22 protein-coding genes are annotated in these 24,789 nt (G+C 65.2%); 8 read left to right on the top strand and 14 right to left on the bottom strand.

Annotated elements, in window-relative coordinates:
- Window positions 1–41: 41 nt before the first annotated feature.
- Window positions 42–860 carry an EcsC family protein gene (locus OZ10_RS09955; protein ID WP_139051302.1) on the bottom strand — a complete coding sequence of 273 codons (819 nt, stop codon included), beginning with the start codon at window positions 858–860 and terminating at the stop codon, window positions 42–44.
- A 145-nt stretch (window positions 861–1,005) separates the two neighbouring features.
- Between OZ10_RS09955 and OZ10_RS09950 the strand changes: the two genes are divergently transcribed.
- Window positions 1,006–1,461, top strand: a complete 456-nt coding sequence (locus OZ10_RS09950; protein ID WP_039406505.1) for an SRPBCC family protein — start codon at window positions 1,006–1,008, stop codon at window positions 1,459–1,461.
- Window positions 1,462–1,476: 15 nt separating this feature from the next.
- Here the strand turns inward: OZ10_RS09950 and proP are convergent, their stop codons facing one another.
- The 7 genes from proP to OZ10_RS09915 form a co-directional block, all read right to left on the bottom strand.
- Window positions 1,477–2,967: a glycine betaine/L-proline transporter ProP gene (proP, locus tag OZ10_RS09945; RefSeq protein ID WP_039564697.1), complete on the bottom strand. Its 1,491-nt coding sequence runs from the start codon at window positions 2,965–2,967 to the stop codon at window positions 1,477–1,479.
- 407 nt (window positions 2,968–3,374) lie between these two features.
- Window positions 3,375–3,704 (bottom strand): thioredoxin family protein, encoded by a 330-nt coding sequence (locus OZ10_RS09940; RefSeq protein WP_039564695.1) that lies wholly within the window; start codon window positions 3,702–3,704, stop codon window positions 3,375–3,377.
- Window positions 3,705–3,857: 153 nt separating this feature from the next.
- Window positions 3,858–4,256, bottom strand: coding sequence for a host attachment family protein (locus OZ10_RS09935; protein WP_039406470.1), 399 nt, complete (start codon window positions 4,254–4,256; stop codon window positions 3,858–3,860).
- 95 nt (window positions 4,257–4,351) lie between these two features.
- The gene (locus OZ10_RS09930; RefSeq protein WP_039564693.1) at window positions 4,352–5,497 is read right to left on the bottom strand and encodes an alpha/beta hydrolase; all 1,146 of its coding nucleotides are present in this window, start codon (window positions 5,495–5,497) and stop codon (window positions 4,352–4,354) included.
- Between the two features lie 249 nt (window positions 5,498–5,746).
- Window positions 5,747–6,787: an AI-2E family transporter gene (locus tag OZ10_RS09925; RefSeq protein WP_039406464.1), complete on the bottom strand. Its 1,041-nt coding sequence runs from the start codon at window positions 6,785–6,787 to the stop codon at window positions 5,747–5,749.
- 369 nt (window positions 6,788–7,156) lie between these two features.
- A complete protein-coding gene (locus OZ10_RS09920; RefSeq protein WP_039406461.1) occupies window positions 7,157–7,627 on the bottom strand; it encodes an NUDIX hydrolase in 471 nt (156 codons plus the stop codon).
- 181 nt (window positions 7,628–7,808) lie between these two features.
- Complete coding sequence (locus tag OZ10_RS09915) at window positions 7,809–8,945, bottom strand: MFS transporter (RefSeq protein ID WP_202902998.1); 1,137 nt, start codon at window positions 8,943–8,945, stop codon at window positions 7,809–7,811.
- Between the two features lie 261 nt (window positions 8,946–9,206).
- Between OZ10_RS09915 and OZ10_RS09910 the strand changes: the two genes are divergently transcribed.
- The 3 genes from OZ10_RS09910 to OZ10_RS09900 all read left to right on the top strand — a co-directional run bounded on the left by OZ10_RS09910 (window position 9,207) and on the right by OZ10_RS09900 (window position 12,943).
- Window positions 9,207–9,842: a TetR/AcrR family transcriptional regulator gene (locus OZ10_RS09910; RefSeq protein ID WP_236726804.1), complete on the top strand. Its 636-nt coding sequence runs from the start codon at window positions 9,207–9,209 to the stop codon at window positions 9,840–9,842.
- A 387-nt stretch (window positions 9,843–10,229) separates the two neighbouring features.
- Window positions 10,230–10,886 carry an SDR family oxidoreductase gene (locus tag OZ10_RS09905; RefSeq protein WP_039406455.1) on the top strand — a complete coding sequence of 219 codons (657 nt, stop codon included), beginning with the start codon at window positions 10,230–10,232 and terminating at the stop codon, window positions 10,884–10,886.
- An 893-nt stretch (window positions 10,887–11,779) separates the two neighbouring features.
- On the top strand, window positions 11,780–12,943 hold the full coding sequence (locus OZ10_RS09900) for an HDOD domain-containing protein (RefSeq protein ID WP_039564692.1): 1,164 nt from the start codon (window positions 11,780–11,782) through the stop codon (window positions 12,941–12,943).
- 66 nt (window positions 12,944–13,009) lie between these two features.
- Here the strand turns inward: OZ10_RS09900 and OZ10_RS09895 are convergent, their stop codons facing one another.
- Complete coding sequence (locus tag OZ10_RS09895) at window positions 13,010–15,298, bottom strand: hybrid sensor histidine kinase/response regulator (protein WP_039564691.1); 2,289 nt, start codon at window positions 15,296–15,298, stop codon at window positions 13,010–13,012.
- Between the two features lie 167 nt (window positions 15,299–15,465).
- On the opposite strand from OZ10_RS09895, the gene OZ10_RS09890 reads away from it, so the two are divergent.
- Both OZ10_RS09890 and OZ10_RS09885 read left to right on the top strand, forming a co-directional pair.
- On the top strand, window positions 15,466–15,645 hold the full coding sequence (locus OZ10_RS09890) for a CsbD family protein (protein WP_039406446.1): 180 nt from the start codon (window positions 15,466–15,468) through the stop codon (window positions 15,643–15,645).
- A 258-nt stretch (window positions 15,646–15,903) separates the two neighbouring features.
- Complete coding sequence (locus tag OZ10_RS09885) at window positions 15,904–17,484, top strand: serine hydrolase domain-containing protein (protein ID WP_236726969.1); 1,581 nt, start codon at window positions 15,904–15,906, stop codon at window positions 17,482–17,484.
- A 255-nt stretch (window positions 17,485–17,739) separates the two neighbouring features.
- Here OZ10_RS09885 and OZ10_RS09880 read toward each other — a convergent pair whose 3' ends face one another.
- Window positions 17,740–18,117, bottom strand: coding sequence for a winged helix-turn-helix transcriptional regulator (locus OZ10_RS09880; RefSeq protein WP_039564688.1), 378 nt, complete (start codon window positions 18,115–18,117; stop codon window positions 17,740–17,742).
- A 92-nt stretch (window positions 18,118–18,209) separates the two neighbouring features.
- Between OZ10_RS09880 and OZ10_RS09875 the strand changes: the two genes are divergently transcribed.
- Window positions 18,210–18,617, top strand: coding sequence for a DoxX family protein (locus tag OZ10_RS09875; RefSeq protein WP_039564687.1), 408 nt, complete (start codon window positions 18,210–18,212; stop codon window positions 18,615–18,617).
- 75 nt (window positions 18,618–18,692) lie between these two features.
- Here the strand turns inward: OZ10_RS09875 and OZ10_RS09870 are convergent, their stop codons facing one another.
- Window positions 18,693–20,777 carry a S9 family peptidase gene (locus tag OZ10_RS09870; RefSeq protein ID WP_039564686.1) on the bottom strand — a complete coding sequence of 695 codons (2,085 nt, stop codon included), beginning with the start codon at window positions 20,775–20,777 and terminating at the stop codon, window positions 18,693–18,695.
- A gap of 253 nt (window positions 20,778–21,030) precedes the next feature.
- On the opposite strand from OZ10_RS09870, the gene OZ10_RS09865 reads away from it, so the two are divergent.
- Window positions 21,031–21,477 carry a hypothetical protein gene (locus OZ10_RS09865; protein ID WP_039406434.1) on the top strand — a complete coding sequence of 149 codons (447 nt, stop codon included), beginning with the start codon at window positions 21,031–21,033 and terminating at the stop codon, window positions 21,475–21,477.
- A gap of 166 nt (window positions 21,478–21,643) precedes the next feature.
- On the opposite strand, the gene OZ10_RS21200 is transcribed toward OZ10_RS09865, so the two are convergent.
- The 3 genes from OZ10_RS21200 to OZ10_RS09850 all read right to left on the bottom strand — a co-directional run bounded on the left by OZ10_RS21200 (window position 21,644) and on the right by OZ10_RS09850 (window position 24,297).
- Entirely contained in the window at window positions 21,644–22,870 is a 1,227-nt protein-coding gene (locus OZ10_RS21200; RefSeq protein ID WP_158002169.1) for a M35 family metallo-endopeptidase, read from the bottom strand.
- Window positions 22,871–23,144: 274 nt separating this feature from the next.
- A complete protein-coding gene (locus OZ10_RS09855) occupies window positions 23,145–23,882 on the bottom strand; it encodes an RNA polymerase sigma factor (RefSeq protein ID WP_236726968.1) in 738 nt (245 codons plus the stop codon).
- A complete protein-coding gene (locus OZ10_RS09850; RefSeq protein WP_081419424.1) occupies window positions 23,875–24,297 on the bottom strand; it encodes a SymE family type I addiction module toxin in 423 nt (140 codons plus the stop codon). The genes OZ10_RS09855 and OZ10_RS09850 overlap by 8 nt, the downstream gene beginning before the upstream one ends.
- Window positions 24,298–24,789: the final 492 nt, after the last annotated feature.

Genomic DNA, 24,789 nt, shown 5'->3' with positions numbered 1-24,789 from the left:
AAAGACGCACGCATTGTCAGCGTCGCATGACGTGGTCCGCATCACCGCGCCGCAGGTAACGCCTCGTACGCGCGCCGCACTGCCTCTTCGCCGAACTGCCGTTCCAGCCGGCGCACGATGAAATGGCCGCGCGCCATCGCCTGGAAGTGGCGCATGAACACGGTGTTGAGCGTGGCACCGCTGACCGCGCCGACCAGGGGCACCGCCTGCACGGCGAGTTTTTCGCCCACGTTGACCGAGAACTTGGCAGCCACGCGCGCGACCAGCGACACCAGCGCCGGTGCGCCCTTGCTGGCAAAGCCGTGCGCGGCCACGTGGCGGGCGGCGGCGCTGAGCTGCTGGGCCATCGCTGCACGCACCGCGAAATAGCCCGACTCGGCGCCGTCATCCACCACGCTGCGGCCGCCGTGCGCCAGCACTTCCAGGCAGGCCAGCGCGGTCTCCGGGTCCTGCAGCGATTCGCCTTCGGCACGCGCGATGTCGGCAATGGAGCGCAGCATCACGGTGGTGGTCAGCGGCAGCTCCACCATCAACCCCGGCAGGCCGAAAAACCCGCCAGCGCCGCCGGCCACCGCCACTGCCATGGTGTGGCGCGTGGTGGACGCCGGCTGCAGGGGCTCGGTCTTGCCGCGCAGGCTCAACAGCGCCGACTTCATCGCCACCTGCAGCGCGCGGCGGGTCACCCCGTCGATGCTGCGGGTCACCATCCTGGGCAGCCGCCTGGTGATCAGGCTCTCGATCGGCGCGCCCAGCGCATTGGCCAGTTGCGCCGCAACACCGGGGTTTTCCAGCAATGCGTGGGCCGTGGCCAGATCGCGCTGCGCGGCAGCGTCCATCACCGGTATCGGAAGCGTCGTCATGCCTGCTCTCGCTCGTAAGGGGCCTGGGCCGATGGTACCCAGCCTCGCGTGAGCGTCTTACGAGCGGCGTGCGCAGACTTCGTTACCGCTGCAGGTGCCGGCAAAATGCGCGATCATCGGCGTCCACGCCGGCAATGCCCACCAGATGAACCGTGAGATCCGCCACAGCATCGTGATTGCCGCCGCGCCGGAAGTGGTGTCCGCCGCGCTGTCCGAGCCCACCCAGCTGGCCCGCTGGTGGACCCGTGAGGTGCGGCTGGTGGACGGCCGCGTGTGCCTGGACTGGAGCGGGCACGGCTGGCAGGTGGAGCTGCGCATCGACGACGGCGCCGACCACCGGCTGGTGTGCTGGCACTGCGAGCGCTCCAACATGCTCGACACCCTGGCCTGGGAAGGCACGGTGATGCGCTTCGATCTGATCTCCACCAGCCAGGGCACGCGGGTGGAGTTCGTGCAGTCCGGGTACCGCGAGTCGCCATGCTTCGACGCCTGCTCGCAGGGCTGGCAGTACTTCCTGGGCAGCAGCCTCAAGCGTTACGTCGAAACCGGGGAAGGCACGCCCTATCCGGACGTGCCCGACCCCCGCAGCCCGGTGCGCTAGTCGCGCGCCGCGCCGCTAGGCCGTGCGCGGCTGGCCCAGTGACGGTGCCGCGGGCACCGGCAACTGCGCATCCACCGTCACCGGGCTGTCGGACTGCAGCAACGCGCGCGCTTCGGCATCGCTGGCCACCGCCGGCGGCGAACCCCGCAGCGGCAGGCCGGCGGTCTCGCGCACGAACAGCATGGTCACCAGGCCGACCGCCGCCGCACCCATCAGGTAATACGCCGGCACCAGCGGGTCGCCGGTGCGTTCCACCAGCCAGGCGGTCACCAGCGGCGTGGTCCCGCCGAACAACGACACCGACACGTTGAAGGCGATCGACAACGCGCTGTAGCGCACCGGGGTGTAGAACAGCGCCGGCAGCGTGGACGGCATCGAACTGGTGAAGCACACCAGCGCCAGGCCCAGCAGCATCAGCCCGGCGAAGATCAATCCGTCGTGGCCGCTGCCGATCAGCAACAGGCACGGGATGGCCAGCGCGAACAACGCAATGCAGGCGCCGATGATCATCGGGCGCCGGCCCAGCTTGTCGCTGAACAGGCCGCCGACGATATTGAGCGGCATCATCACCAGCATCACCAGGATGATCAGCAGCAGGCCCTTGCTCTCGGCATAGCCCATGGTGACGCTGAGGTAGCTGGGCATGTAGGTCAGCAGCATGTAGTCGGTGACGTTGAACACCAGCACCAGCCCCACGCACTTGAGCAGCTGCGGCCAGTGCAGGCGCAGCAAGGTCATCAGGCCCTGGCCGGCGGTTTCGCGCTCGCGCTGTTCCGATTGCTCGGTGTAGGCGCGAAAGGCCGGGGTTTCTTCCAGTTTCATGCGCATGTACAGGCCCAGCAAGCCCAGCGGCCCGGCGATCAGGAACGGCACGCGCCAGCCCCAGTCCAGCATCTGCGCCGGGGTCACGCTCATGTGCAACGCGGTCACGGTGGCGGCGCCGGCGATATAGCCGCCCAAGGTGCCGAATTCCAGCCAGCTGCCCATCAGGCCGCGGTTACGGTCGGTGGCGTATTCGGCAATGAAGGTCGCCGCGCCGCCGTATTCGCCGCCGGTGGAAAACCCCTGCAGCAAGCGCGCCAGCAACAGCAGGGCCGGTGCCCACAGGCCGATGCGGTCGTAGGACGGAATCAGACCGATGCTGAAGGTACCCAGCGCCATCAGGATCATCGTGGCCGCCAGCACCTTCTGCCGCCCGTAGCGATCGCCCAGCGGGCCGAACACCATGCCACCAATCGGCCGCACCAGAAACGCGACGGTGAAGGTGGCGAAGGTGGCGATCAGCTGCGCCGTGGGATTGCTCGCCGGAAAGAACACCTGGCCCAGCGTCACCGCCAGGTAGCCGTACACGCCGAAGTCGAACCACTCCATCGCATTGCCCAGCGCAGCGGCGCCGACCGCCCTGCGCAGCATGCTGCGGTCCACCACGGTGACCTCGTCGAGGTGCAGCTGGCGGCGGCGTTTGAACCAACCGAAATGCGAACGGATCGCGCGCGTGTCGTGCATGAGCTTGGTCTCCAGACTGGCTTGCGGCCACCGCTACCCGCACGTCCCGGCACCTGCACAGGACACGGCACATCACGCATACACGGCACAGGCACATGCACTGGAGTGGCCGGAGGCATTCCCGGACGGCCGCGTCAACTCAGCGGCGCTGCGGGACAGATGACCAACGAAATGGGCGTATGCCCAAGGGCTTGATCAGTCCGCCATGTTACACCAGCGTGCAGATCGCTGCAGACGCGACTGCACATGGCGTTGGATTTGGGGTCTTTTTTGCGGGGTTTTGCAGACGATCCACACGCACACCACTGCGCGCGCGGCCTGTAAGAGCGAACCCGGGCGCGACGGCGGTATCGATAATGCCCTTCGCGCCCAGGTGCGCTCCTACGGCAATTAGCCGAGGTCAGCAATTAACCGAGGTCGAGTGCCGACAACAGCGGCTGCAGGTCCTCGCGCGTTTGCGGGCGGACCGCGCGGGCGACTTCTTCGCCATCGCGCAACAGGATTACGGTGGGCCAGAGCTTGACGCGGAACGAGCGGCCCAGCGGGCGCCCTTTTCCATCTTCGACCTTGCGGTACTCGATTGCATCAAAGCCACCCAGCAGTTTCTGCAGCAGCGGTTGTGCGGCAATGCAATGCCCGCACCAATCGGTACCGAATTCCAGCACCTGCACACCGCGATGCGCCTCGACGTCGCTGCGCTCCGGTGCCTGCGTGGCATAGTCGCGAACAAACCCCATCTGCACTGTCTCCGTGACGCTGAGTGAGAACACAGCATTGCGCGCAGGCGCACCTGTAATGTACCGGCGCCCGGGTACCGGAGTGTACGCGGCGTACATCAGGTGCCGGGCGCCGGCGGCGTGCGTATGCGCTGCAGGCGCTGCGCCTGACGCTTACGACAGCGCGCGCTGGATGTCTTCCAGCGGCAGGTTGGTCAGGTCCTTGGCCAGGTCGCCAACCAGCCGCTGCTGGGTTTCCTTATGCAATAGAGGGCGCACGCGGCCCAGCGTGGTCGGGTCGGCCACCAGCACCAGGTGCGTGTACTCCTGCTTCAATGCGCCATCGTTCAAGGCCTTGGACAGCTGCTTGGCGAACGTCATCTCGTCCAGGTCTGCCTCGGTGAGATCCTGCGGTGCCTTGCCGGCCGGGCCATCGTCGTCGACGTTCTGCACGTCGGTGCGCGCGTGCTGGCGCAGCACGACCTTGGCTTCGTTGCCGGTATTAGTGAACCAACGCGCTTCGCCGCCGTCGGCCACCACGACTAAGGCACCCTGAGGAATTTGCAGACTCATCCGATTTCTCCTGTTTCAATGATTGGTGCGGCGTGTACCGCACCCAGTCGGCCTCAAGCTAGGTCAGCAGATGTAAGCAAGGTGCCTAGCCGGCGTCAGCGCGGCGTTAGTGGCGCTGCCAATGGCGGCGGCGGCAGCCCCAGATGGCGGCTGAAAAAGCGCGCCATCACGCGCAGGGCCTGCTGGCTTTCCGGCAAGTTCTCGGTGAAATGGAACCCGTGGCCCAGGCCGTCCCAGACATGCAGGTCCGATTCGCGCCCCAGGTCGATCAAGCGCGAGTGCGTGTACGCGGCCGTGCTCAGCTCTGCCGCGCGCGTGGCGGTGATCAGCAAGGTGGGCGGAAACTGCCGCAACACTGCATCGGAGAACACCGGCGACACCAGCGGGTCGTGGAAGTCCACGCCCTCGCCGTAGTACAGGTCTTCCATGATCGGCAATTGCCCCGCGGCGTCGGGCAACAAGGCATCGTTGACCGCGGCGGCCACATAGCGCGAATCGCCCCGATAGCGCGCATCGCCGGCCGCGCAGAACATGCCTGCTGCCGCCGGCATCGGCAGGCGCTCCTTGGCAAACCACGCCAGCGACTCACCGGTGAGCACACCGCCGGCCGAGCAGCCGAACAGGCCGATACGCTCGGGCGCATACCGCTGGAGCGCGGCGCGATACACCGCGGCCACATCTTCGCTGGCCGCCGGGAAACGGTGCTCCGGGCCCATCCGGTAATCCACCGCGATGACCGTCATGCCGGTCATCGCCGCCACCGGGATGGCTTCCATCAACCCGAACGATTGCGCACTGCCCATGATGAATCCGCCGCCATGCAGCTCGATCAGCAGGCGCCGGGCCTGTTCGGGCGTGCGTGTGCGTGGCTCTACCCGCAACACCGGCACCTCGTTCCAGCGCTCACGCGTCACCTCCACCGGATAGCGCGTGCGCAGCTGCGCAACCACGCCTTCGGCCCAGCGCTCGGTATCGGCGCGAATGCGCGGCAGCTGCTGCAGCAAGGTGGCGTTGTCGGCCTTGGCCAGGGGGTCTGCACGCGCCACCTCGGCCTGCACATGCGCACGCGCGGCCCGGCTGAGGTACTCGGACACCGGCAAGGCGAAGGGCGCCACCTGGCGCGTGCCCTCCGCCGCCGGGGCCGCCGGCGTCGCCGCGCGTTCTGCGGCGGTGGCACTCAGTGCACAGGCGGCGCCGATCAGCGCCATCAACCCACGTGTCGTCCAGCACGGTCGTGTCATGCAATGCCCTCCCAGGCGTGATCAGCCGTCGAGCATACCGGTGCAGCACGGGGCGGCACTGTGCCGGATCTGTCGGCGTTGCCACGGCGGCCCGCTGCGGTGGTGGCTGCACGCCCATAGGCGCCTGGCAGACGGGATCGCCTCGCAGCGCGTTTGCCAGGCAAGTCGCACACGGTATCCAGCAATGCCGTCAGGCCGCTCGCTCAGCGGCCTGCGTTGCGCATGCACCGTGCGGCCGGCGTGCGCCGTTCAGTGCGGTGTTTGCCCGGGAATGGAGGTGGGCGTGCCAAGCGCCTCCTGCACATACAGGCGCTTGACCAGCACAAATGCCACCACCGTCAGCGGCGCGGCCAGCAACACGCCGGCCGGCCCCAGCAGGATGCCGATGCCGAACAGCGAAAACAGCAGTAGCACCGGCGGCAGATCCACCGTGCGTTGCTGGATCAGCGGCAGCAGCAGGTTGCCTTCGATCTGCTGCACCACTACGAACAGGCCCGCAGTGGCCAGCGCCATCTGCGGGCTGACCGTAAACCCGAGCAGGATGGCCGGAATCGCCGCCACGATCGGCCCGACGATCGGCACGAAATCCAGCAGGCCGGCAACGATGCCCAGCGCCAACGCACCGGGGATGCCCAATGCCCACAGCCCCAGCCCGGTGAGCACGCCCACCACCGCCATCGCCATCAGCTGGCCGCGCAACCACAGCCGCAGCGCGGTGCCGCTGGCCTGCAGTGCCTCGTCGGTGGTGGCGCGCGCGTGCGCCGGCAGCAGCAGCAAGACCCCGCGCCGGTACAGCTGCGGCTGCGCGGCCAGATACACCGCGCCGGCCAGCACCAGGAACAGGTTGGCCACACCGCCGGTGATGCTGAGCGCAAACGCACCGGCGCGCGGGGCCAGGTTGGACACACGTGCCGGCGCCTGGCGGGTGAGTTCTTCCAGTGTCGGCCCCAGGGGCCCGGCCGCCACCCAATCGTGGAAGCGCGTCCACGCCTGCGGCAACGTGCGTTGCAGGGCCCCCACTTCCGAGGCCAGCTGCGAGCCGAACAGCCACAGCAGTGCGATAAACCCCACCGTCAGCACCACCACCACCAGGGCCAGCGCCCACCCGTCCGACACGCGCGTGTGGCGCGTCACCCAGCTGGCCAATGCCCGCAGCAACACCGCCACCACGATCGCGCCAAAGACCATCAGCAACAGGTCCGACAACGTCCACAGCATCCATGCGCATGCCACCAGGGACAGCACGATGATCACACGGACGGCAAAGGCGCGAAGGTCGGAAGAAGGCATGGGCGGCTCACTGCAAAAACGAGCCCGGAGCCTAGCGAAGACAGCGAGAAGAGCGTGTCGCCACACCGTGCAACAGCGGCGCTGTTTGAACGCACCAGGCCGGCTGCCATACAGCGTCGGCCCGCGTGGATATGCCGCGCGCTGTGGCCGGCTGACACGCAGGGCCAATGCGGCACGCTGGCGCCAGGCAGTGCCCGTCGTGGGTGATGCCAACACCCGCCAGCCGCGCACGCATCGCAATGCCTCAGTCGCAAGCCGCTCTTCGATTCCCGATTCCCGATTCTCGATTCTCGATTCCCGATTCCCGATTCCCGATTCCGCCCCAGCCTTGCGCCAAGTCTGGCTAGCGTCCCGCTGTGGCAACGCTACTCAGTCGACCGGCACAGCCTGCTCGGCCCGCACCTGCCGCACCGCCTGCACCGCCGAGCGGGTCAGCGGCGTGGGCAGCGCATCGAGCGCAAACCAGCCGATGTCCAGCAGCACCTGCGGCTCGCGCAACTGCGCCTGTTCGCTGCCGTCGATGCTGGCCAGATACACCGGCGCCACCCAGTGCTGCGGCGGGTCCATGTCCGGCTCGAAGTGGCTGACCACGCACAGCACGCGCTGCGGGTGCACCTGCAGGCCGGTTTCTTCCAGCACCTCGCGCACCACGGTGGCTTCCACGGTTTCCATCCAATCCACCTTGCCGCCGGGCAGCCCCCAGTGCCCCTGCTCCGGCGCGCGCCCGCGCAACACCAGCAGCAGGCGGCCATCGGCACGCTGGATAAAGGCGCCACAGCCAACGCGTGGACGTAACTCGGTGGACGTAGGCATCACAAACGCTCGCAGACCCTGGCGCATGAGTGTCCCAGATGTGGGCCTTCGGGTGCCACGCGTCTGCGACATCTGGCGCTGTCGCACGGCAGGCTGCAGGGCTGACACGGACGATGGATTTTTATCTGTACTGCATCGGCGCTGCGCGCCATCGATCATCCGCCCGTGTCCACGTGCACAGACACGCGTGATGTCTGCGGCCTGGCAGCTAATGTCCCGGCACCGGCGAGCGCACGCCTGCGGCAAACCCGTGCGTTCGGGCCGACCACGCGATCAAGAATCCACCTGCCAGCACCACCGCCATGGCGGCCGGAAAGCTCTGTGCGCCCCAGTGCTCCAGCAACACACCGCCCACCACGCCACCCGCGGCGATGACGCTGTTCCAGGCCACCACATTGAGCGAGAGTGCCACATCGGCACCATCGCCTGCGCTATCGGCAAGTGCGGTTTGCAGCAGGGTCGCGGCGCCGCCGAAGGTCAGGCCCCATACCGCGACACAGACATACACGACCGGTTGGACTGTCTGCAGCAGCGCCAGCACCACCGAGACCGCAAAGAACATCGCCAACGACGCCAGCACGGTGCTGCGCAGATGCCGTTCCACCAGCTTGCCTGCCACGCCAATACCCGCCAGCGCAGCGATGCCGAAGATCAGCAGCAACGCGTCGACGCGATGGCCCAGGCCTGCCCGTGCGGCGAATGGCGCGACATAGGTGTAAAGGATGTTGTGCGCGAGCATCCAGGCCATCACCGTGGCAAGCACGGGGCGGACGCCTGGTGTGACAAGCACGGTGCGTAACGGCACACGCTGCGTTGCCGCCTGCCCGGGGTAGTCGGGCACCTTGAGCAACACCCAGACGATCAGCGCGATGGTCAGCGCCGACATGCTGGCAAACGCGGCCTGCCAGCCGACCACGCCGCCCATCCAGGTCCCCAGCGGGACGCCAAGCGACAACGCAATGGGCGTACCCACCATCGCAATCGCCATCGCTTTGCCCTGCTGCTCCGGCTGCACCATGCGCCTGGCATACCCGGCAAGCAGGCTCCACGCCAGACCGGCCGCTGCACCGGCGAAGAACCGCGCCACCAGGGTTAGCGCGTAATTGGTCGACAGCGCCGTGACCGAGTTGAACAGCAAAAACCCGACGATGGTCAGCAGCAGCACGTTGCGCCGTCGCCACTGCTGGGTGGCGATGGTCAACGGGATGGCCGCCAGCAGCGAGCCCACGGCGTAGGCGGTCACGGTCTGCCCGGCCAGCGCGGGGGTGACGCCCAGGCCCTGGGAGATCTGCGGGAGTAGGCCCGCCGGCAATGTTTCGGTGACGATGCAGATGAAGCCGGTCATCGCCAATGCCAACAGGGCGGCGATGGGTAAGCGAGCAGCTGCTGTCGCGCTGGTCGCGGGGGAGTTCTGAGAATTCACACGATGTCCTTCGTCATAAGCCATTGATCCAGGTAACTCCGCAACGCCCGGGCAGTGAGCGCTTCAATGCGCCAGGTCGCAACATATGTACCGATCAATATAAATCTAGGCTGGGCGCACCCTGTTGTCAACGACATATGTATCAAATAGTATTTATGTCAAGCGGAGGGTGTTATGGCACAGATGGGCAGACCACGGACCTTCGACCGCGATGTCGCGGTCGACGAAGCACTTCAGCTGTTCTGGGAACAAGGCTACGAATCGACGTCGTTGAGCCAGCTCAAGGCTGCCATCGGCGGCGGCATCACCGCGCCCAGCTTCTACGCGGCATTCGGCTCCAAGGAAGCGCTCTACACCGAATGCATGGAGCGCTATCTGGCGACCTATGCGCAGGTCACCGAATGCCTGTGGGATGACGCACTGGCGCCAAGGCAGGCGCTGGAGCTGGCCCTGCGGCGCTCGGCCAAGATGCAGTGCGAGCGCGGGCACCCGAAGGGCTGCATGGTGGCGTTGGGGGTCATGAGCGCGCCATCACCGGAGCTGGCAGCACTCTGCGCCCCGCTGACACGCTCGCGCGCACGGTCACGCGCAGGCATCCGCGCCTGCGTGGACCGCGCAATTGCCGGTGGAGAACTGGCATCTCACGTCGATGCAGCTGCCTTGAGCTGCGTTTTCGACAGCTTCCTGCTTGGACTTTCGACGCTCGCCCGGGACGGCATGCGCTTCAAGGCAATGGAGGCGGCGATTGCGCAGGTCATGCAGCTGTGGGACCACCACCAGGCCAGCCAGGCAATGCGTGGCCGTGCAGGGGATCGATAGACCTTTCGCGCTGAATTGCCGAACGCGCGCGCGCATCGTGTGGAACCGCACCGGTGTTTGGACCGTTCAAAGAGGCGCAGCCTGTGTGTCGCCACGCGTCAGGCCCGTCACTGCACCGGCGCGACCATGATCAGTCACATGCATCGTGTGCCGTATGGCATCTCATGCGTTGGCATCGCAATCGCTTGGCAAGACCTGGTTCTGCTGCGGCAATCTCTCGGTGATAGAGCGCTTCAGGTGGCCAGCGTGTTCTTCGACCCAGCAAAAACACGCTGGCTGGCGCGCATTGCTCGCCTCCGCCCTCGCCTGTACTGACACCGCCTTAGCGCCGCGTTGGCGAGGATGACGTCCTTTCGCGCCGGTGCGGCGCGCACTGCTGGAGGTGATATGTCCCGTATTCTGGTGATCGGCGGTCATGGCAAGGTCGCGCGTTTGCTCACGCCGCTGCTGGTGCGTGGCGGGCATCACGTGACTGCGGTGTTCCGCAACCCCGAGCACGAAGGCGATGTCATCGCCGATGGCGCCACGCCGGTGGTGTTCGACATCGAAGATGCGGACACCGCGGCCATCGCCGCGCAGCTGGCCGGGCATGATGCGGTGGTGTGGTCGGCCGGTGCCGGCGGCGGCGATGCAGCGCGCACCTATGCCGTGGACCGCGATGCGGCGATCCGCTCGATGCACGCGGCCGAGCAGGCACGCGTGCGGCGCTACGTGATGGTGTCGTATCTGGGGGCCGGGCTGGAACACGGCATCGGCCCGGACGACGGGTTCTTCGCCTATGCGCAAGCCAAGGCCGCGGCCGACGCGCATCTGCGCAGCAGCGCATTGGACTGGACGGTGCTGGGCCCCGGCCGGCTCACCCAGGATCCACCTTCCGGCCGCATCACCCGCGACCCCGGCAGCGACGCCGACGGCGGTGTGTCGCGCGCCAACGTGGCCCAGGTGATCGCCGCCGCACTCGCCACCCCGGCCAGTATCGGCAAGACGGTGGGGTTCATCGACGGGCAGACCCCGATCCAGCAGGCGCTGTCGCAGCTGGACTGAACGCCGGGCATGGCGATCGCGGCAAGGCGCGCGGTGGCTGGCGCTGATTGAAGGTCTGCCACCCGTACCGCGAGATGACGTTCCGCCGGCCCTGTGCCCCGGGGCCACACGCCGGCTCGGCCCAGGGCATAGCGCGTCGTACGCCGGTGGGAGGGCTCCCGCTGTCACCACCGCACACCACGGTGGCGTGGACCGGCGCCTGCGCTGATTGGTTCCTGCACCTTGCCGCGTCATGTACGGCTGCACAAATGAAAACAGACACCGCGCGCTGCACGGTGTCTGTCGAAGGTGGTCCAACTGCGGATGCCTGCACCCTTTAAGCTGCCTAGATGCTCTAGAACTGCACAGCTGGTGACGCATGGTGGGGGGCGGTGCGTTAGCGCCACGTGCAGTGCTGCGGTCAGCTTGAAGACATCCCGCTCATTGCTGCACTGCGGGCAAAGACACGGCGCCTTGCAGCGCTTGCCCGTGCGCGCCATTGCGGCAGCCGGGCGGCAGTGCAGGCAGCGGCGACTGCATGCACGCACGCTAAACGCCAGCACGCCTACCGACCGGTCACGCGCTCCACCACTGCGGCGCTCGGCCAACGGCCAGTTGTTCCGCGCGCGGGCACGCGCCAGCGATGCCGACACTCCAGACAACGCGCGCGCCGCGGGTGCGGGTGACCAGTCGTCAGCACCACGCGCCAGTCAGAGCCGCACGGCAACGGCATGCCCCATGCCCGCTGCAATGCAACGCGTGCCTGCACCGGCACGCCAGCCGCGCAGCAGGCCGTGCGTCGCCGGCGCCGCTGGCAAGCGCTCGCCGTGGTGTAGCGCGCCCGGTAGCTGCGCTGCGCATTGCCGCCATGCCCGCCATCGCCGATAGTCGCAGCACTGATCAGACGACTGCCTATGATGCTTGTGACTGTGGTGCTGCTTGCTGCCGGACTGATCGCTGTCGCGATGATCGTCGGTGCTCTGGTGTGGATGCACATGCGCCAACGCGCGCCCACGCCGGGTGCCTCAGACGTGTCCGCCACGCGGCCGGCCAGTGCAGCGGCGGCCGCCACACCCGTCGTGGCTCCCTCCCACAGCCACACCGCCCCCGCGCCGCAGCCAACGCACGGCGTGGCGCAGCCCTCACCAACCGACCCGCCACCGATGCAGCCGCTGCTGCGGCGCATGTATGCCGCGGTGATGGCCAACCCGTCGTTGGCCAATGCCAGCCTGCCCGGCGACCCCGCCCAGCTGGCGGTGCTGGAGGCCGTCGGCAACGCACTGGCGCATGTCGATCTGCGTCCGCAGCTGTTGCCGCGTCGCCCACACCTGTTGCCGCAGTTGATGCGTGCGGTCAACGACCCCGACGCGTCCGGCCGCGGCATTGCCGCCATCATCGCGCAAGACCCGGCATTGGCCGCCAACCTGCTGCGCATCGCCAACAGCGCGCTGTATCGCCCGCAGGGCGGCCCGCTGGAAAGCCTGGAGCGCGCAGTGGTGCATATCGGCACCGAAGGCGTGCGCCAGATCGTTGCCGCAGCGGTCATGCAGCCGGTGCTGAGCCTGGACGGCGGCCTCCACGCGCGCCTGCCCGCAGCGGTGTGGGACTACGCCCTGCGCACCGCCGCCGCAGCCGCCTACATGCGCGAACGGGGCGGGGACACCTTGTCGGCACAGCTGGCCGGCCTGTTGCAGGGCCTGGGCGCGGTGGTGATCCTGCGGGTGCTGCGCGATACCTACGCCGAGCGCCCGGGCCTGCCCTACAGCCTGGAGATCGCCGCCGCCCTGGTCGAACGCCACACCGCGGCGGTGGCCAAGACCATCGCCACCACCTGGGACCTGCCGGCAGCGCTGGGCACCGCCCTGGACGAACAACGCCCCGAGCACGACACCACCCTGCTCGCCAGCCCGTTGGGCCGCGCCCTGCGCTACGGCCGCCTGGCCGCCGTGCTGGCCATGCTGGCCCGTCACGGCGCCGAGCAGGAGGAGCACGCGCTCAGCGTACTGTCCACGCTGGAGCCGGACCAGGCGGCCAATGCCGCGCTATGGCAACGGCTGGTGGCCTCCAGCGTGGAGTGAGGCCGGCCGCTTCGCGCCAGGTCGGGCACACGCAGGCAGGCAAACGCCTGCATGGCGCCGCAGCGCTCAACCCTCGCTCGCAATCATCTCCTTCACCCGCGCGGCAAGCACGCTCACGCTGAAGGGCTTGGCCAGCACCGCCATGCCCGGTTCCAGGTGGCGGTCGTTCAACTGCGCGTGTTCGGCAAAGCCGGTGATGAACAGCACCTTGAGCCTGGGCCGGCCCACGCGCGCGGCATCGGCCATCTGCCGGCCGTTCATGCCGCCGGGCAGGCCCACGTCGCTGATCAGCAGGTCGATCCGCGCCGGCGACTGCAGGATGCCCAGCCCGGTGGCGCTGTCGCCGGCTTCCAGCACGGTGTAGCCCAGTTCTTCCAGCACCTCGGTGAACAGCAGGCGGATGGACGGTTCGTCGTCGACGATCAATACGGTTTCGCCGGCCAGCGAGGGTGCCAGTTCCAGCGTGGCGGCACCGCCGTCGCTGCTGTCGTCGGCACCGGCATGCCGCGGCAGGTAGATGCATACCGTCGAACCCTTGCCCACTTCCGAATGGATGCGCACCTGCCCGCCGGATTGCTTGGCAAACCCGTAAATCATCGACAGGCCCAGGCCGGTGCCTTCGCCGATCGGCTTGGTGGTGAAGAACGGATCGAACGCGCGCGCCACCACATCCGGCGGCATGCCGGTGCCGGTATCGCTCACGCACAGCGACAGGTAGTGGCCTTCCGGCATGCCCAGTTGCTGGCCCATCTCGCGGTCGATCCGGCGGTTGCTGGTCTGCACGCACAGGCGCCCGCCGTCGGGCATCGCATCGCGCGCGTTGATGCACAGGTTGAGCAGCGCGTTCTCCAGCTGCGGCGCATCCACCAGGGCCAGCCACAGTTCGGCCGCGGCAAGGTTTTCCACGCAGATCCCCGGGCCCACCGTGCGCTGGATCAGCTCCAGCATGTCCACCACCAGCCGGTTGACGTTGGTCGGCTTGGGCAACAGCGTCTGCCGCCGCGCGAATGCCAGCAGCCGGTGGGTCAGCGCGGCCGCGCGCGTGGTGGCGCCTTGCGCGGTGGCCACGTAACGCTCCAGGTCGCGGAAGCGGCCTTGTTCGATGCGCAGGCTCATCAGCTCCAGCGCGCCGGAAATGCCCGCCAGCAGGTTGTTGAAGTCGTGCGCCAGCCCGCCGGTGAGCTGCCCCACCGCTTCCATCTTCTGCGATTGGCGCAGCGCCTCTTCCACCGTCATCAACTCGCGCGTGCGCTCGGTGACCCGCTGCTCCAGCGTGTCGCTCAGCTCGCGCAGTGCCGCCAGCGCGCGGTCGCGCTCTTCCGACAGTGCATGGCGCGCCTCGATGTCCAGCAGCACGCCGGGAAAGCGCAGCGGCGTGCCATCGGCGCCCTTTTCGACCCGGCCATTGGCTTCCAGCCAGTAGTACTTTCCGTCGCGCCGCTTGACCCGGTACTGGTGCGCGTAGGCACCGCCGCGGGCGAGCGCTTCGCCAATGGCCACGCGCAGCCCCTCGCGGTCGTCCGGGTGCACGGTCTGGATCACCTGCTCCAGCGACAGGCCGCTGCGGCTGGTGGACGGATCGAAGCCGAAGTTCTGCGCAAACGCCTCGTCCACCGAAAACGCGTCGGTGGGCAGGTCCCAGATCCAGGTACCGATGATCGCCCCGGCCGCCAGCGCCAGCTGCACGCGCTCGGCATTGCGGCGCGCCACGGTTTCGGCCTCCAGTGCGCGATCGCGCTCGCTGGTGCGGTTGACCACCTCGTGCACCAGGTGGGTGTTCTCGTTGCTCAGCATCGCGTGCTGGATGTCGCGGTTGCGGTCGGCCGCCACCTGCGCGGTGGTTTCGATGGCGATATTCATCAGCCCCACGATGCTGCCGTCTTCGCCGCGGATCGGCGAGGCGGTGGCATTCCAGTAGGTCATCTCGTTGACGCCGTTGCGCAGCATCGGCAAGGCGATGACCCCCTGGCCGAAGCCCTCACCGGTTTGCATCACCCGGGCGAAGTCCTGCGCGATGGGCGCGTAGGTTTCCTTCCATACCTCGGTCACCGGCTGGCCCAGCGCCTGTGGATGACGGTCGCCCATCGATTGCACGTACACGTCGTTGTAGAACATGCGCAGCTCCGGTCCCCACAGCACCGCACCGAGCAGGGTGGAGTTGAGCACCACCGACAACGACGAGCGCAGCGACTGCGGCCAGGTCTCCGGCGCCCCCAGCGGCGTGGCGGCCCATTCGTGTGCGCGCATCAACGCGCCCATCTCGCCGCCCCCCGCAAGAAACTCCAGGCCGGCGGACTCGGTGGCGGGGCGCTGTGTGCTCACGTGACGGCATTGCCTGGCGGAAAGTGCGCGCATTGTTGCACGCAGCGACCTCGGCAAGCCGTGCAGACGCGCGCGTGCCCCGCGGTGGCGCTGCGCGCCAGCTGGGCGTGCTGACGCGGGGATGACGGCATGCCCACGTCGCACTCACGTCCTGCGGGTACAGACTGAGTTGCAACATCCCCAACCGTATGAGGCACCCCGTGGACAAGAACCGTATCGAAGGTACCGCCAAGCAGGTCAAGGGTTCCATCAAGGAAACCGTTGGCCGTGTCACCGGCGACAAGAGCACCGAGCTGGAAGGCGCTACCGAAAAGAATGTCGGCAAGGTGCAGAACAAGGCTGGCCAGGTCGCCGACAAAGTGCGCGACGCCGCCAAGTAACGCCGGCAAGTCAGCACTGGAGGCAGGCATTACGCCCGCCGCGCTGAAGCAGTGGATTGGCCGCGAGGCGTCAGGTATGACGATGTAGACGGTATACCCCACTTCGGCGAGAGATCGCACCGACGCCCCGACATGATCGGGGCGTTGGCGTTTTGGGGTTTGGATACACTGGCTCATCTACCGACATCGCGGCGAGCGAAGTGACTCTTCACCGCCTGCGTTCATCAGGGAGCATGCAATCCAGTTCGCGGCGCAGCGATGAAGTCCTGCCAGAGCGACGGCGCCGATGAGATAAATACGGCCACCCGGACGGCCAGAGCTCTCACCACCCACTGGCCGGCCTACACGATCAGCGCCGACGCTTTGTGCTCAGCCGCACTTCCTGTGATGATCCGCGAGCCGACATGGCTGCCACCACAGGCTTTTTGGATGAAGCGTCTCACGCTGCTCGCCGCCACTCTCCTTCTTTGGACTGCCACTAGCTGGTCCATGCCGCCCTCGCCGGTCGCGTCACCCGAGCAGATCTTCAATCGCTGGCTCACCGCTTTCAATCAGGGTAGCGAACAGGGGTTGCAGGAGGTCATAGCTGCTTACAAGATCGAGCGTAACGCGCAGCGCGATGTCGACCTGCATGCTTCCATGGGCAACTTCAACGTGCTGACCGTGAGATCAAGCACCCCGAAGAAAGCCGAAGTGATCGTGCAGGTGCAACCGAGCGAACGTGCCCTGTTGGTGACCGTTGAGCTGGATCAGACCGATCCTGCCGATGTACGTCTTTTTCAGATCGAAGGCGTGGAAATGCCTGCCGAATATCGGCCAAAGCGCGTGCAGATTGACGCGCTTGCGCAAATGGCAACACAGCGATTGAATGGACTGGTCACCGCTGACACCTTGTCCGGCGCATTGGTGGTAGCCAAAGACGGCAAGCTGCTCTTGCAGTGGCAGGGCGGATTGGCAAATCGATCGGCCGCGCTGGCAGTCACACCAGAAACACGGTTCAGGCTTGCATCGTTGAACAAGATGTTCACTGCCGTGGCCGTACTGCAACTGGTGGATGCCGGCAGGCTATCGCTCGATGGCACCATCAACGACTATCTGCCTGATTATCCCGACCAGGCCATCGCCCGCTCCATCACGCTGCGCCAACTGCTCAACCACACCAGTGGGCTCGGCGAGATTTTCAATGACGATTTCAGCAGTTACTCGCAGACCCTGAAAACGCATGCCGATTACATCAAACGCTTCGGCGCCACTCCGCCAGAGCAGGCGCCAGGCAGTCAGGATGGCTATTCCAACTATGGCTATGTCGTGCTTGGCGCGATCATCGAGGCGGTCAGTGGACAGTCCTATTACGGCTATGTGGACCAACACATCTACCGCGTGGCAGGCATGGCATCGACAGGGTCGGAGCCGGAGTCGACGCCGATCGCGGGCCGGGCCATCGCCTATACAAAACGAGAAGGTGCCTGGCAGGTAGAAACGGCGTCGCTGCCCTGGCGTGGGACAGCAGCAGGTGGCGGTTACAGCACGGTAGGCGACATGCTCAAGTTCGGCGAAGCACTGCGCACGGGCAAGTTGCTGTCACCCGCGTCACTGGAAGCGGCAACCTCACCACAGAACCATAAGCGCTGGTACGGATATGGCTTCATGGTCAGTGGTCAAGGCGAAGAAAGGCAATACGGACACGAAGGCGGCGCACCGGGTGCGAACACCGCATTCGTGGTGCTGCCCTCCAACGGCTACGTGGTGGTGGGATTGAGTAACACCGATCCCGATGCGATGGAGAACGTGGTGAACTACATTGCGCGGCGGTTGCTGCTGCAAGCACCGCGACCTTGAAAGCGGACTGGCACTGCATCTTGGCGGTGCCATGAAGAGCGCAGCAGTCGCCTTGGGGCGAGCTCACACCGTTCTGTACATCTGCGCCATAAACCCACTCGGAAACACGTTCGAGTCGATCAACGTCAATGGCATCGGTGCGGACGGTGGACGGTGGACAGCTGCAACATCTCCATCGATACCGGTGTTGCAGGTGTCTGCAACCAACGTTTTTTACGAACGCCTGAAAGCCATACGCACCCCCTTGGCTTCCTCCTAAACGCTGGGCTTGCGCCCGCGTGCAGCGGGCCGCTTCGCAACGCTGTCGCCATGTTGCTGCCACCACGCGGTCAGCGCTTCCATCGTTGGGCCCAGTCCGCGCGCCTTTGGCGTGATGGCGTATTCCACGCGCGGCGGCACCTGCGCAAACACGGTGCGCGTGACCAGGCCATCTGCTTCCAGCTCGCGCAATTGCGCGGTGAGCATATGTTGGGTAACGCCGGGGATGGCATGGCGCAGCTCGCCGAAGCGATACACGCGCTGATTGAGCAGCCACATGATTTCCAGCTTCCATTTGCCAGACAGCAACGCAAATGCGCGACGCATCTGTTCGTGCATGTTGCGCTCGCCGTCCTCAATGGTCTGCTTTTTCATACTAAGCCCCGGTGATTCATCCTACTTTTCAATCGATATCTTAGGCGACATTCTGATGGCCGGTTGCATTGACATAGTGGCTGGCAAACGTCATGAGCATTTCTATTTACTGGATCAGTACTGCGCTGCTGTGCCTGTTGTACCTGGCTTCTGCCGGCATGTATCTGGCCAAGGGCGAGTTCGTGCGCAAGGCGCAGGCCGAGCTGGGGTATTCGGCACCGTTGCTGGTGCCATGGATGATCGTCATCAAGATCCTGGGCCAGGTAGCGATTGTGTGGCGCTTTAACACCGCGCTAAGCGATCTGGCCTACGCCGGCATGTTCTACCACCTGCTGTTGTCGGGCATGGCGCATCTGGGTGTGCGCAAGCCCAAGGACGCGGTACCGGCCGCGTTGGGGCTGCTCTTCCTGCTCGCCTCGTTCGGTACGCAAAACGCTGCGCGCCAGCCGCCCTCGCCCTATGCACCAACTGCAGCGGCCATCCACGCAACGCTGCAGTGAGGCAACACAGGGTTGAGCGCTGCCGGCAGGGTGGCTATACCGCACCACGTTCCAGCCGGCGCCCTCACCCGCAGGCTAGTTCCGGATCGCCTGCGTATGCGCCTTCAATGCATCGGCAAGGCCATCGATCTGCTCGGCGCCGGCGGGCACGGTGATGCTGGAGCCGGTGAGGTCGCTGCCGATGGGTTGCACGCGGCCGCCCAGGCACTGGCCCAGGAAGGTTTCGGCCACCGCGTTGAAGGCTTTGCTGTTTTCCGGGCGCTTGAAGCCGTGGCCTTCGTCCGGGAACAGCACGTAGGTCACCGGGATGTTCTTGGCCGTCATCGCGTTGACGATCTGCTCACTCTCGGCGCGATTGGTGCGCGGGTCGTTGGCGCCCTGACCGATCAGCAGCGGCTTGCGGATCTTGTCCACATGCGTGACCGGCGAGCGTTCGGTGAGCCACTGCTTGCCTTGCGCGGTGGCCGGGTCGCCCATGCGTTTGATCGCCTGCTTGTAAAACCCCGTCCAGTACGGCGGGATGGTGGCCAGCAGCGTGTTGAGGTTGGCCGGGCCCACGATGTCCACCGCGCACTTGAAGGTGTCCGGGGTGAAGGTCAGGCCCACCAGGCTGGCGTAACCGCCGTAGCTGCCGCCCATGATGGCCACATTGTCCGGCGTGGTGACGCCTTGGGTGACCGCCCACTGCACCGCATCGAGCAGGTCGTCGTGCATCTTGCCGGCCCACTCGCCATTGCCGGCATTGGTGAAGGCCTTGCCGAAGCCGGTGGAGCCGCGGTAGTTCACCGCCAGCACCGCGTAGCCGCGGTTGGCGAACCATTGCGTATAAGCGCCATAGCTGTTGTAGCTGTCGCGCAGCCAGGGGCCGCCATGCACGAACACCACCAGCGGCACCGGCTTGTCGGCCTTGCCATCGTGGTTGGCATCGGCATCGGCCGGCAGGGTGAGGTAGCTCACCAGATGCAGCCCGTCGCGCGCGGTCAGCGTCTGCGGCCAGCTCGGCACCAACGGCTTGCCTTCCAGGGCGGGATACGCGGAAAACAGCTTGGTCAGCTTGGCCGTGGCGCGGTCGTAGCGGTAGTAGCGCAGCGGCGTTTCTGCAGCCGAATAGCTCACGATCCAGGTGGCATCGTCCTGGGTGCGTGCTTCCACCTTTGCATCGCCCGGGCCCAGCGCCTTCAAGGCCTGCAGGTCCTTGGCGATGCCCTGGTCCAGCACGGTCCATTCCCGGCGCAGGTACTCCACCGAGGCGGCCTGCACGGCGCCGGTGGTTGGGTCTTTCAGCACGCTGTCCACATCGGCGCGCGCGTCTTCTGTGAGCAGCGCGCGCGCGTGGGTGGCGGTGTCCACCGCGTACAGCGCGGCGGTATCGCGGTTGCGCGAGTCGCGCAGGTACAGCGTGTTGCCATCGTTGCTCAGGCCCACCACGTCGGTGGTCAATACATCTTCGAAGGGAACGCGTTCCAGCGTTTTCCAGGCGCTGCCCTGGCGGGCAAGCACCTCAACCCCACCGTCTTCGGTGACGCGTGTTGCGTAGCGCAGCTGCAGGTCACCATCGAGCAGATAGGTTTCGATGTGTTGGGTGTTCTTCTCCACCAGCGTGCGTTGGCCGGTGGCCAGATCCACGCGATACAGGTCGTGCCACTTCGCGTCGCGGTTGTTGATGCCGACCATGAGCTGATCCGGGTGCTGCGCGCTCAGGCCGTACAGCTCCACACGGGTCTTGTCGAACGGGGTCAGGTCCTTGCTGCTGCCGTCGGTCAGGTTCAGCGCGTACAGGTGGAAGTTTTCATCGCCGCCCTGGTCGCGCTTGTACAGCAGCGTGCCGGCACGGTGGCTCCAGGAATACTCGCTGATGCCGCGCCCGCTGTCCTGGGTGACCGCGCGCGCCTTGTCGGGCGCATCGATCGGCGCCACCCACAGATTGGGCACGCCCTTCAGCGGCGCCACCCAACTGAGGTAGGCGCCGTCCGGGCTCACCAGCACGTGCACCTTCTCGGCGGCGCCAAACAGCGCCTCGCGGGTGAGCAACTCGGGCGGCGCAGCGGTCTTGGCGGGCAATGCGGTGGCGGCGCCGGCAGGCGTGGCGTGCTGTGCGGATTTGTCGCTGCAGGCAGACAGGGCCACCAGCAGGCTGGAAACAAGGAGCAGGCGTTGCATGAAACCTCCGCTGCGGCGCCGGCCGGGTGGCCGAAATGTCCCGCTGGGCGCGCAGCATAGGGTGGCCCCCTGCCCGATAGCTGAACCCCGTGCGCGCTGCTACGCGTGTGCGGTCATATGTTCCGAAACGGCACCCTCCTCCCGCATCCCGCTGGGTGGTGCAGCGGCAGTTCCCCCGGCTCGGCACCAAGCGGGCTGAACCACCCGCGTGCGCGGCGCGTAGTCTAGGATCGGTGCGTACAGGGGGAACACCATGGACAGGATCATCACCGCGCGCCGTGTCGCGCTGGCACTAACAACGCTGTGCTTGCTTGCGTGCGCACAAGGCGTGTCGGCGCAGAGCATGCGCTCGGCCACAGGTAAGGCGAACAGCAAGTACATCCCGCCAACGCGGCAGCCGTACAACTCTATGGCGCGCGACACCACGCCCTTCAATTGCGAGCAATACCGCGCGCACCCGCACCCGGGCATGGTGCGTTACTGCCAGGGCATCGAGAACATGATGCTGCGTAACGAGGCGCGCAGCCAGGGGCGCCCCGCTCCTTCCGATTCCATCATCGCGCTGCCGGGGCTGGGGACTGCAGAGGCCAAACAGCTGGGCTATGCGTGTGTGGGCGGGCAGGCGATGAAGCGGCTGCGCAATGGATGGGAGCAGGTGTCGGCCGCTGCGGGTGGATGGCAGCGGTGTCGAGGTGGGTGAGCACCCCCGACAACTCCCCTTTTAGTTTGTGGGACTGCAGCTTCAGGGAGGGGAATTAAACCCTTCCTCGCTATGCTTCGTGTGCAAGAACAGATCGTGCGTCTTTCTTCAGGCCTTTTTCGAAGCCGCAGCCGCTAAAAACATCAATCCTACGCTAGGATTTAATTCAATTAAAGTTTAAATTTAGATAATAGAATTTGTAGGATTGGGCATTTCGTACCGCGCGAGTGCGATTGCCAGCCAGCGCCTTCGTTCCGGCGTATGTGTACCCTGATGGGTCATCAATCGTGCCGTCTACAATATCGTCTGAAAAATGCGTAATTTCGTGTAAAAACGTTCCTACTTGAGAGGATTCATCGTAAACCGTTGGGAACTGGGGCGATTCAAAAAAACGAGGACACAAATTTACTTGATATAGCGTTCCAGGCGTAACCCAAGCTAGAGCATTCGGAGAGATATTATCTTCTACAGGGTCGCATTGGCAGGTAATAGAGACCGGCGGCTTAGGATTCATTGAATCGTTGGTTAATCGATACCATGTGGCAAATACCATGTTGTCATTATATTGGTCATCCGGAAGGTAGTCATCAGGATCACCATGAACGCCGAACCAAGTCGTAAATCGCGCGGTCGGTTCAAACGACATATCAACATACGGCGGAACATCGAAGGTTTGGACTTTCGTCTGCTGGCCGTATTCAGTAAGAGCTTCGTAAGCAATCGCGGTCGATTGCGGTATAACATTTTGCCCAACGTGCTGGACCTGAGCTTCGCTGCAAGATGCAAATTCCGCATCGGTTGTCTTGCGACGACTCGTCTCCGGAGAAGCAAATCCTACCTTTAGCTGCTCGGCAGCAAAAATTCTAACATCATTTGACGACGCTTCAAGCCACGATGCCCGAAGTGAGTCTCGAGATGCATTCTTATAAGCTATTTTAGGCCTATTCAAATAGCGAGAAGGATTTCTCAGGCTGACCGTGTAGTGCCGCCCTGGCTTGAGACGATAATTCAATTTAATATTTACATCTACCACCTTCTTCTGCTTTGGGCCCACTTTTACATATACATCTTCTGGCGCGCCTTCCATGTTGACGTAGATGCCAAAATAAGAGGCTTCGGTTCCATCGTCTGCCATGACACGAAAAACATTGTTCATCAAGAGACCACTTTTATTGGTCTTTGGAAACGACTGGTCTACGATTTCGATATCCTGATCGCCCAGATTACTAGCAACGACTCGTACATCCGTCTCATCCTGCTTGTTACTCACGGGCTTATCGCCATTAACAGCTTTGGCTGCTTGCTCAAGCTTAATGTTCAATCGCCCTGCAGCTGATGCCGAGTGAGACAAGATTATTAACACGGCTATTGCCGTTAATTTCCATGCACGCATTTCCGACTCCTTGTTAGCAAACAAACTTCGTCGATTATTTTTAATGTTTCGATGGTGCTTGAGCATAAAATCATATTTATAGCATAGCGTCAACGGAACCCGATTTATCAAGACACAAACATAGGTTGCCTAATGGATAGAGACGGAAAATTTCTGCTACCTCGTGTAGATGACAACGGTTTCCCGCACAACCAGGATAGCCGTCGTGATTGCCTAGTGCATTCATCGAGTTGGTCGTGACGCACCGCCACCTGCGCGATGCATTGCTCTGGCGTTACTCAGCCACCGCGGCGCGGCAGGCGGCCAGGGCGCGGCTGATGTGCTTTTCCACCATCTTGACCGAGATGCCCATGACGGCGGCGACTTCCGGGTAGGTGAGGCCGTGGAAGCGGTTGAGCATGAAGGCCTGGCGGCATTTGGGCGGCAGCGCGGGCAGCGTGTGGGTGTGCAGGTGCTGCAGGGTGCGGCGCGCGTCCACCAGCTGGTCCACCGCCGTGCCGGCGGCGGCGAGCGGTTCGCTGCCCTCCAGCGGCACATGGCGGGAGGCGTGCCTGCGGTGGCGCGTGCGCCAGTGCTCCAGCACCACGTTGTGGGCGATGCGGTACAGCAGCAGCTTGTAGCTGTGGATGTCTGGCGTGTCGCGGTAGGCCAGCAGGCGCAGCAGCGCTTCCTGGGCGAGGTCGGCGGCGGTGTGCGGGTCGCGCAGGCGCCGTCGCATGTAGGTGAGCAGCTCCGCCTGCAGCTGCACCACGGCCTGGTCGAAGCGTTCCCTGGCCGGCGCACGCTCCTCGCGCACCTGCCAGCGCGTGGTGATGCGGCCAAGCGCGTAGATGCCCGCCATGGGCGCGCGGGCCGACAGCTCGCGCACGGCATAGGCGCTGCGATGGCGCCATGGGCGGCTGTCGTATTGATCGACCGTCACCCCGATTGCGACATGCGCGCGTGCCGCGACCACCTGGCCGATGACAACGTAGCGGTCTGCACGCGACGCGCCGGTCATACCCTCACTCATCATGCGACGTCTCCAGCAACGGGCCGGGCACATGCGGTGCGCGCATGCGCTGCGGCGTGATCAGCGTGGGTCTTACAACGCTGATGACCAGCTCGCCATCGCGCTGGCGGATGTGCAGCTTGCTGCCGATGGCAAAGCCCAATTGTTCCAGCCAGCGGCCGCGCAGGCGCAGGGTGGGAATGCGCTGGTGACTGTCGGGATAGTACCCATAGCCGACGGTGCACTGCTGCGGCGCACGCGGGCGGCCGGGCCGCCGTGGTGTGCGGGGTTCGGCGCGAGGTTCGGGGATGGGCGTGCGCTCAAGGTACGGACGCGGCTGGATCGAGGGATCCAGCGAGCGCCAGCCGACTTCGGTAGGCGGCGGCACCGTGGCGCGCTTGCGCGCAGACGAGGAACGGGATGGGGATCGACGCATGGCAAAGCCCTCCTTGACGAACAGGCCCCATCGCACGACGCGACGGGATGTCGGGAGGCTAGAAACCGCACACAGACGGCGGTCGTTTTCCCAAAGGAATTCGCATTAGCCGCTTTCCGACGCAAGTGTCACGTCGATTACGCATGCAAGAAACTGCAGGCACAAAAAACCCACCGGTTTGACGGAGGTGGGTGCCGCTGTGTGAGGAGTTTCTAGGCTCCGGCTGGAAGTGTGCGTGTGGCGCAGGGCAGGGTCAAGCTGAGGTGACTGGCCGGGTGCAGAGAAGCCGCCTACATAAAAGAATTTTTTGGCTAAGCGCAGCACTGCAATGAGTCGCTGCAACCAGTTGACACACCACCCAACGCGTAGCAATCTCGCTGCAAGGAGCCTAGAAACTCCTCACACAGCGGCACCCACCTCCGTCAAACCGGTGGGTTTTTTGTGCCTGCAGTTTCTTGCATGCGTAATCGACGTGACACTTGCGTCGGAAAG

Origin of the sequence: Xanthomonas cannabis pv. cannabis (assembly GCF_000802365.1) — a bacterium.
GTDB lineage: Bacteria > Pseudomonadota > Gammaproteobacteria > Xanthomonadales > Xanthomonadaceae > Xanthomonas > Xanthomonas cannabis.
This window is presented reverse-complemented; position numbering and strand designations above follow the sequence as displayed.

What these genes read in the sequence shown, in the direction of transcription:
- OZ10_RS09930 (WP_039564693.1), bottom strand. Translation starts at nt 5,497, where the DNA reads ATGACACGACCGTGCTGGACGACACGTGGGTTGATGGCGCTGATCGGC.
- proP (WP_039564697.1), bottom strand. Translation starts at nt 2,967, where the DNA reads ATGCACGACACGCGCGCGATCCGTTCGCATTTCGGTTGGTTCAAACGC.
- OZ10_RS09915 (WP_202902998.1), bottom strand. Translation starts at nt 8,945, where the DNA reads ATGACCGGCTTCATCTGCATCGTCACCGAAACATTGCCGGCGGGCCTA.
- OZ10_RS09870 (WP_039564686.1), bottom strand. Translation starts at nt 20,777, where the DNA reads ATGCAACGCCTGCTCCTTGTTTCCAGCCTGCTGGTGGCCCTGTCTGCC.
- OZ10_RS09935 (WP_039406470.1), bottom strand. Translation starts at nt 4,256, where the DNA reads ATGAGTCTGCAAATTCCTCAGGGTGCCTTAGTCGTGGTGGCCGACGGC.
- OZ10_RS09920 (WP_039406461.1), bottom strand. Translation starts at nt 7,627, where the DNA reads ATGCGCCAGGGTCTGCGAGCGTTTGTGATGCCTACGTCCACCGAGTTA.
- OZ10_RS09895 (WP_039564691.1), bottom strand. Translation starts at nt 15,298, where the DNA reads ATGCGCGCACTTTCCGCCAGGCAATGCCGTCACGTGAGCACACAGCGC.
- OZ10_RS09875 (WP_039564687.1), top strand. Translation starts at nt 18,210, where the DNA reads ATGAGCATTTCTATTTACTGGATCAGTACTGCGCTGCTGTGCCTGTTG.
- OZ10_RS21200 (WP_158002169.1), bottom strand. Translation starts at nt 22,870, where the DNA reads ATGCGTGCATGGAAATTAACGGCAATAGCCGTGTTAATAATCTTGTCT.
- OZ10_RS09925 (WP_039406464.1), bottom strand. Translation starts at nt 6,787, where the DNA reads ATGCCTTCTTCCGACCTTCGCGCCTTTGCCGTCCGTGTGATCATCGTG.
- OZ10_RS09955 (WP_139051302.1), bottom strand. Translation starts at nt 860, where the DNA reads ATGACGACGCTTCCGATACCGGTGATGGACGCTGCCGCGCAGCGCGAT.
- OZ10_RS09940 (WP_039564695.1), bottom strand. Translation starts at nt 3,704, where the DNA reads ATGGGGTTTGTTCGCGACTATGCCACGCAGGCACCGGAGCGCAGCGAC.
- OZ10_RS09950 (WP_039406505.1), top strand. Translation starts at nt 1,006, where the DNA reads ATGAACCGTGAGATCCGCCACAGCATCGTGATTGCCGCCGCGCCGGAA.
- OZ10_RS09905 (WP_039406455.1), top strand. Translation starts at nt 10,230, where the DNA reads ATGTCCCGTATTCTGGTGATCGGCGGTCATGGCAAGGTCGCGCGTTTG.
- OZ10_RS09865 (WP_039406434.1), top strand. Translation starts at nt 21,031, where the DNA reads ATGGACAGGATCATCACCGCGCGCCGTGTCGCGCTGGCACTAACAACG.
- OZ10_RS09880 (WP_039564688.1), bottom strand. Translation starts at nt 18,117, where the DNA reads ATGAAAAAGCAGACCATTGAGGACGGCGAGCGCAACATGCACGAACAG.
- OZ10_RS09900 (WP_039564692.1), top strand. Translation starts at nt 11,780, where the DNA reads ATGATGCTTGTGACTGTGGTGCTGCTTGCTGCCGGACTGATCGCTGTC.
- OZ10_RS09910 (WP_236726804.1), top strand. Translation starts at nt 9,207, where the DNA reads ATGGGCAGACCACGGACCTTCGACCGCGATGTCGCGGTCGACGAAGCA.
- OZ10_RS09850 (WP_081419424.1), bottom strand. Translation starts at nt 24,297, where the DNA reads ATGCGTCGATCCCCATCCCGTTCCTCGTCTGCGCGCAAGCGCGCCACG.
- OZ10_RS09855 (WP_236726968.1), bottom strand. Translation starts at nt 23,882, where the DNA reads ATGAGTGAGGGTATGACCGGCGCGTCGCGTGCAGACCGCTACGTTGTC.
- OZ10_RS09885 (WP_236726969.1), top strand. Translation starts at nt 15,904, where the DNA reads ATGAAGTCCTGCCAGAGCGACGGCGCCGATGAGATAAATACGGCCACC.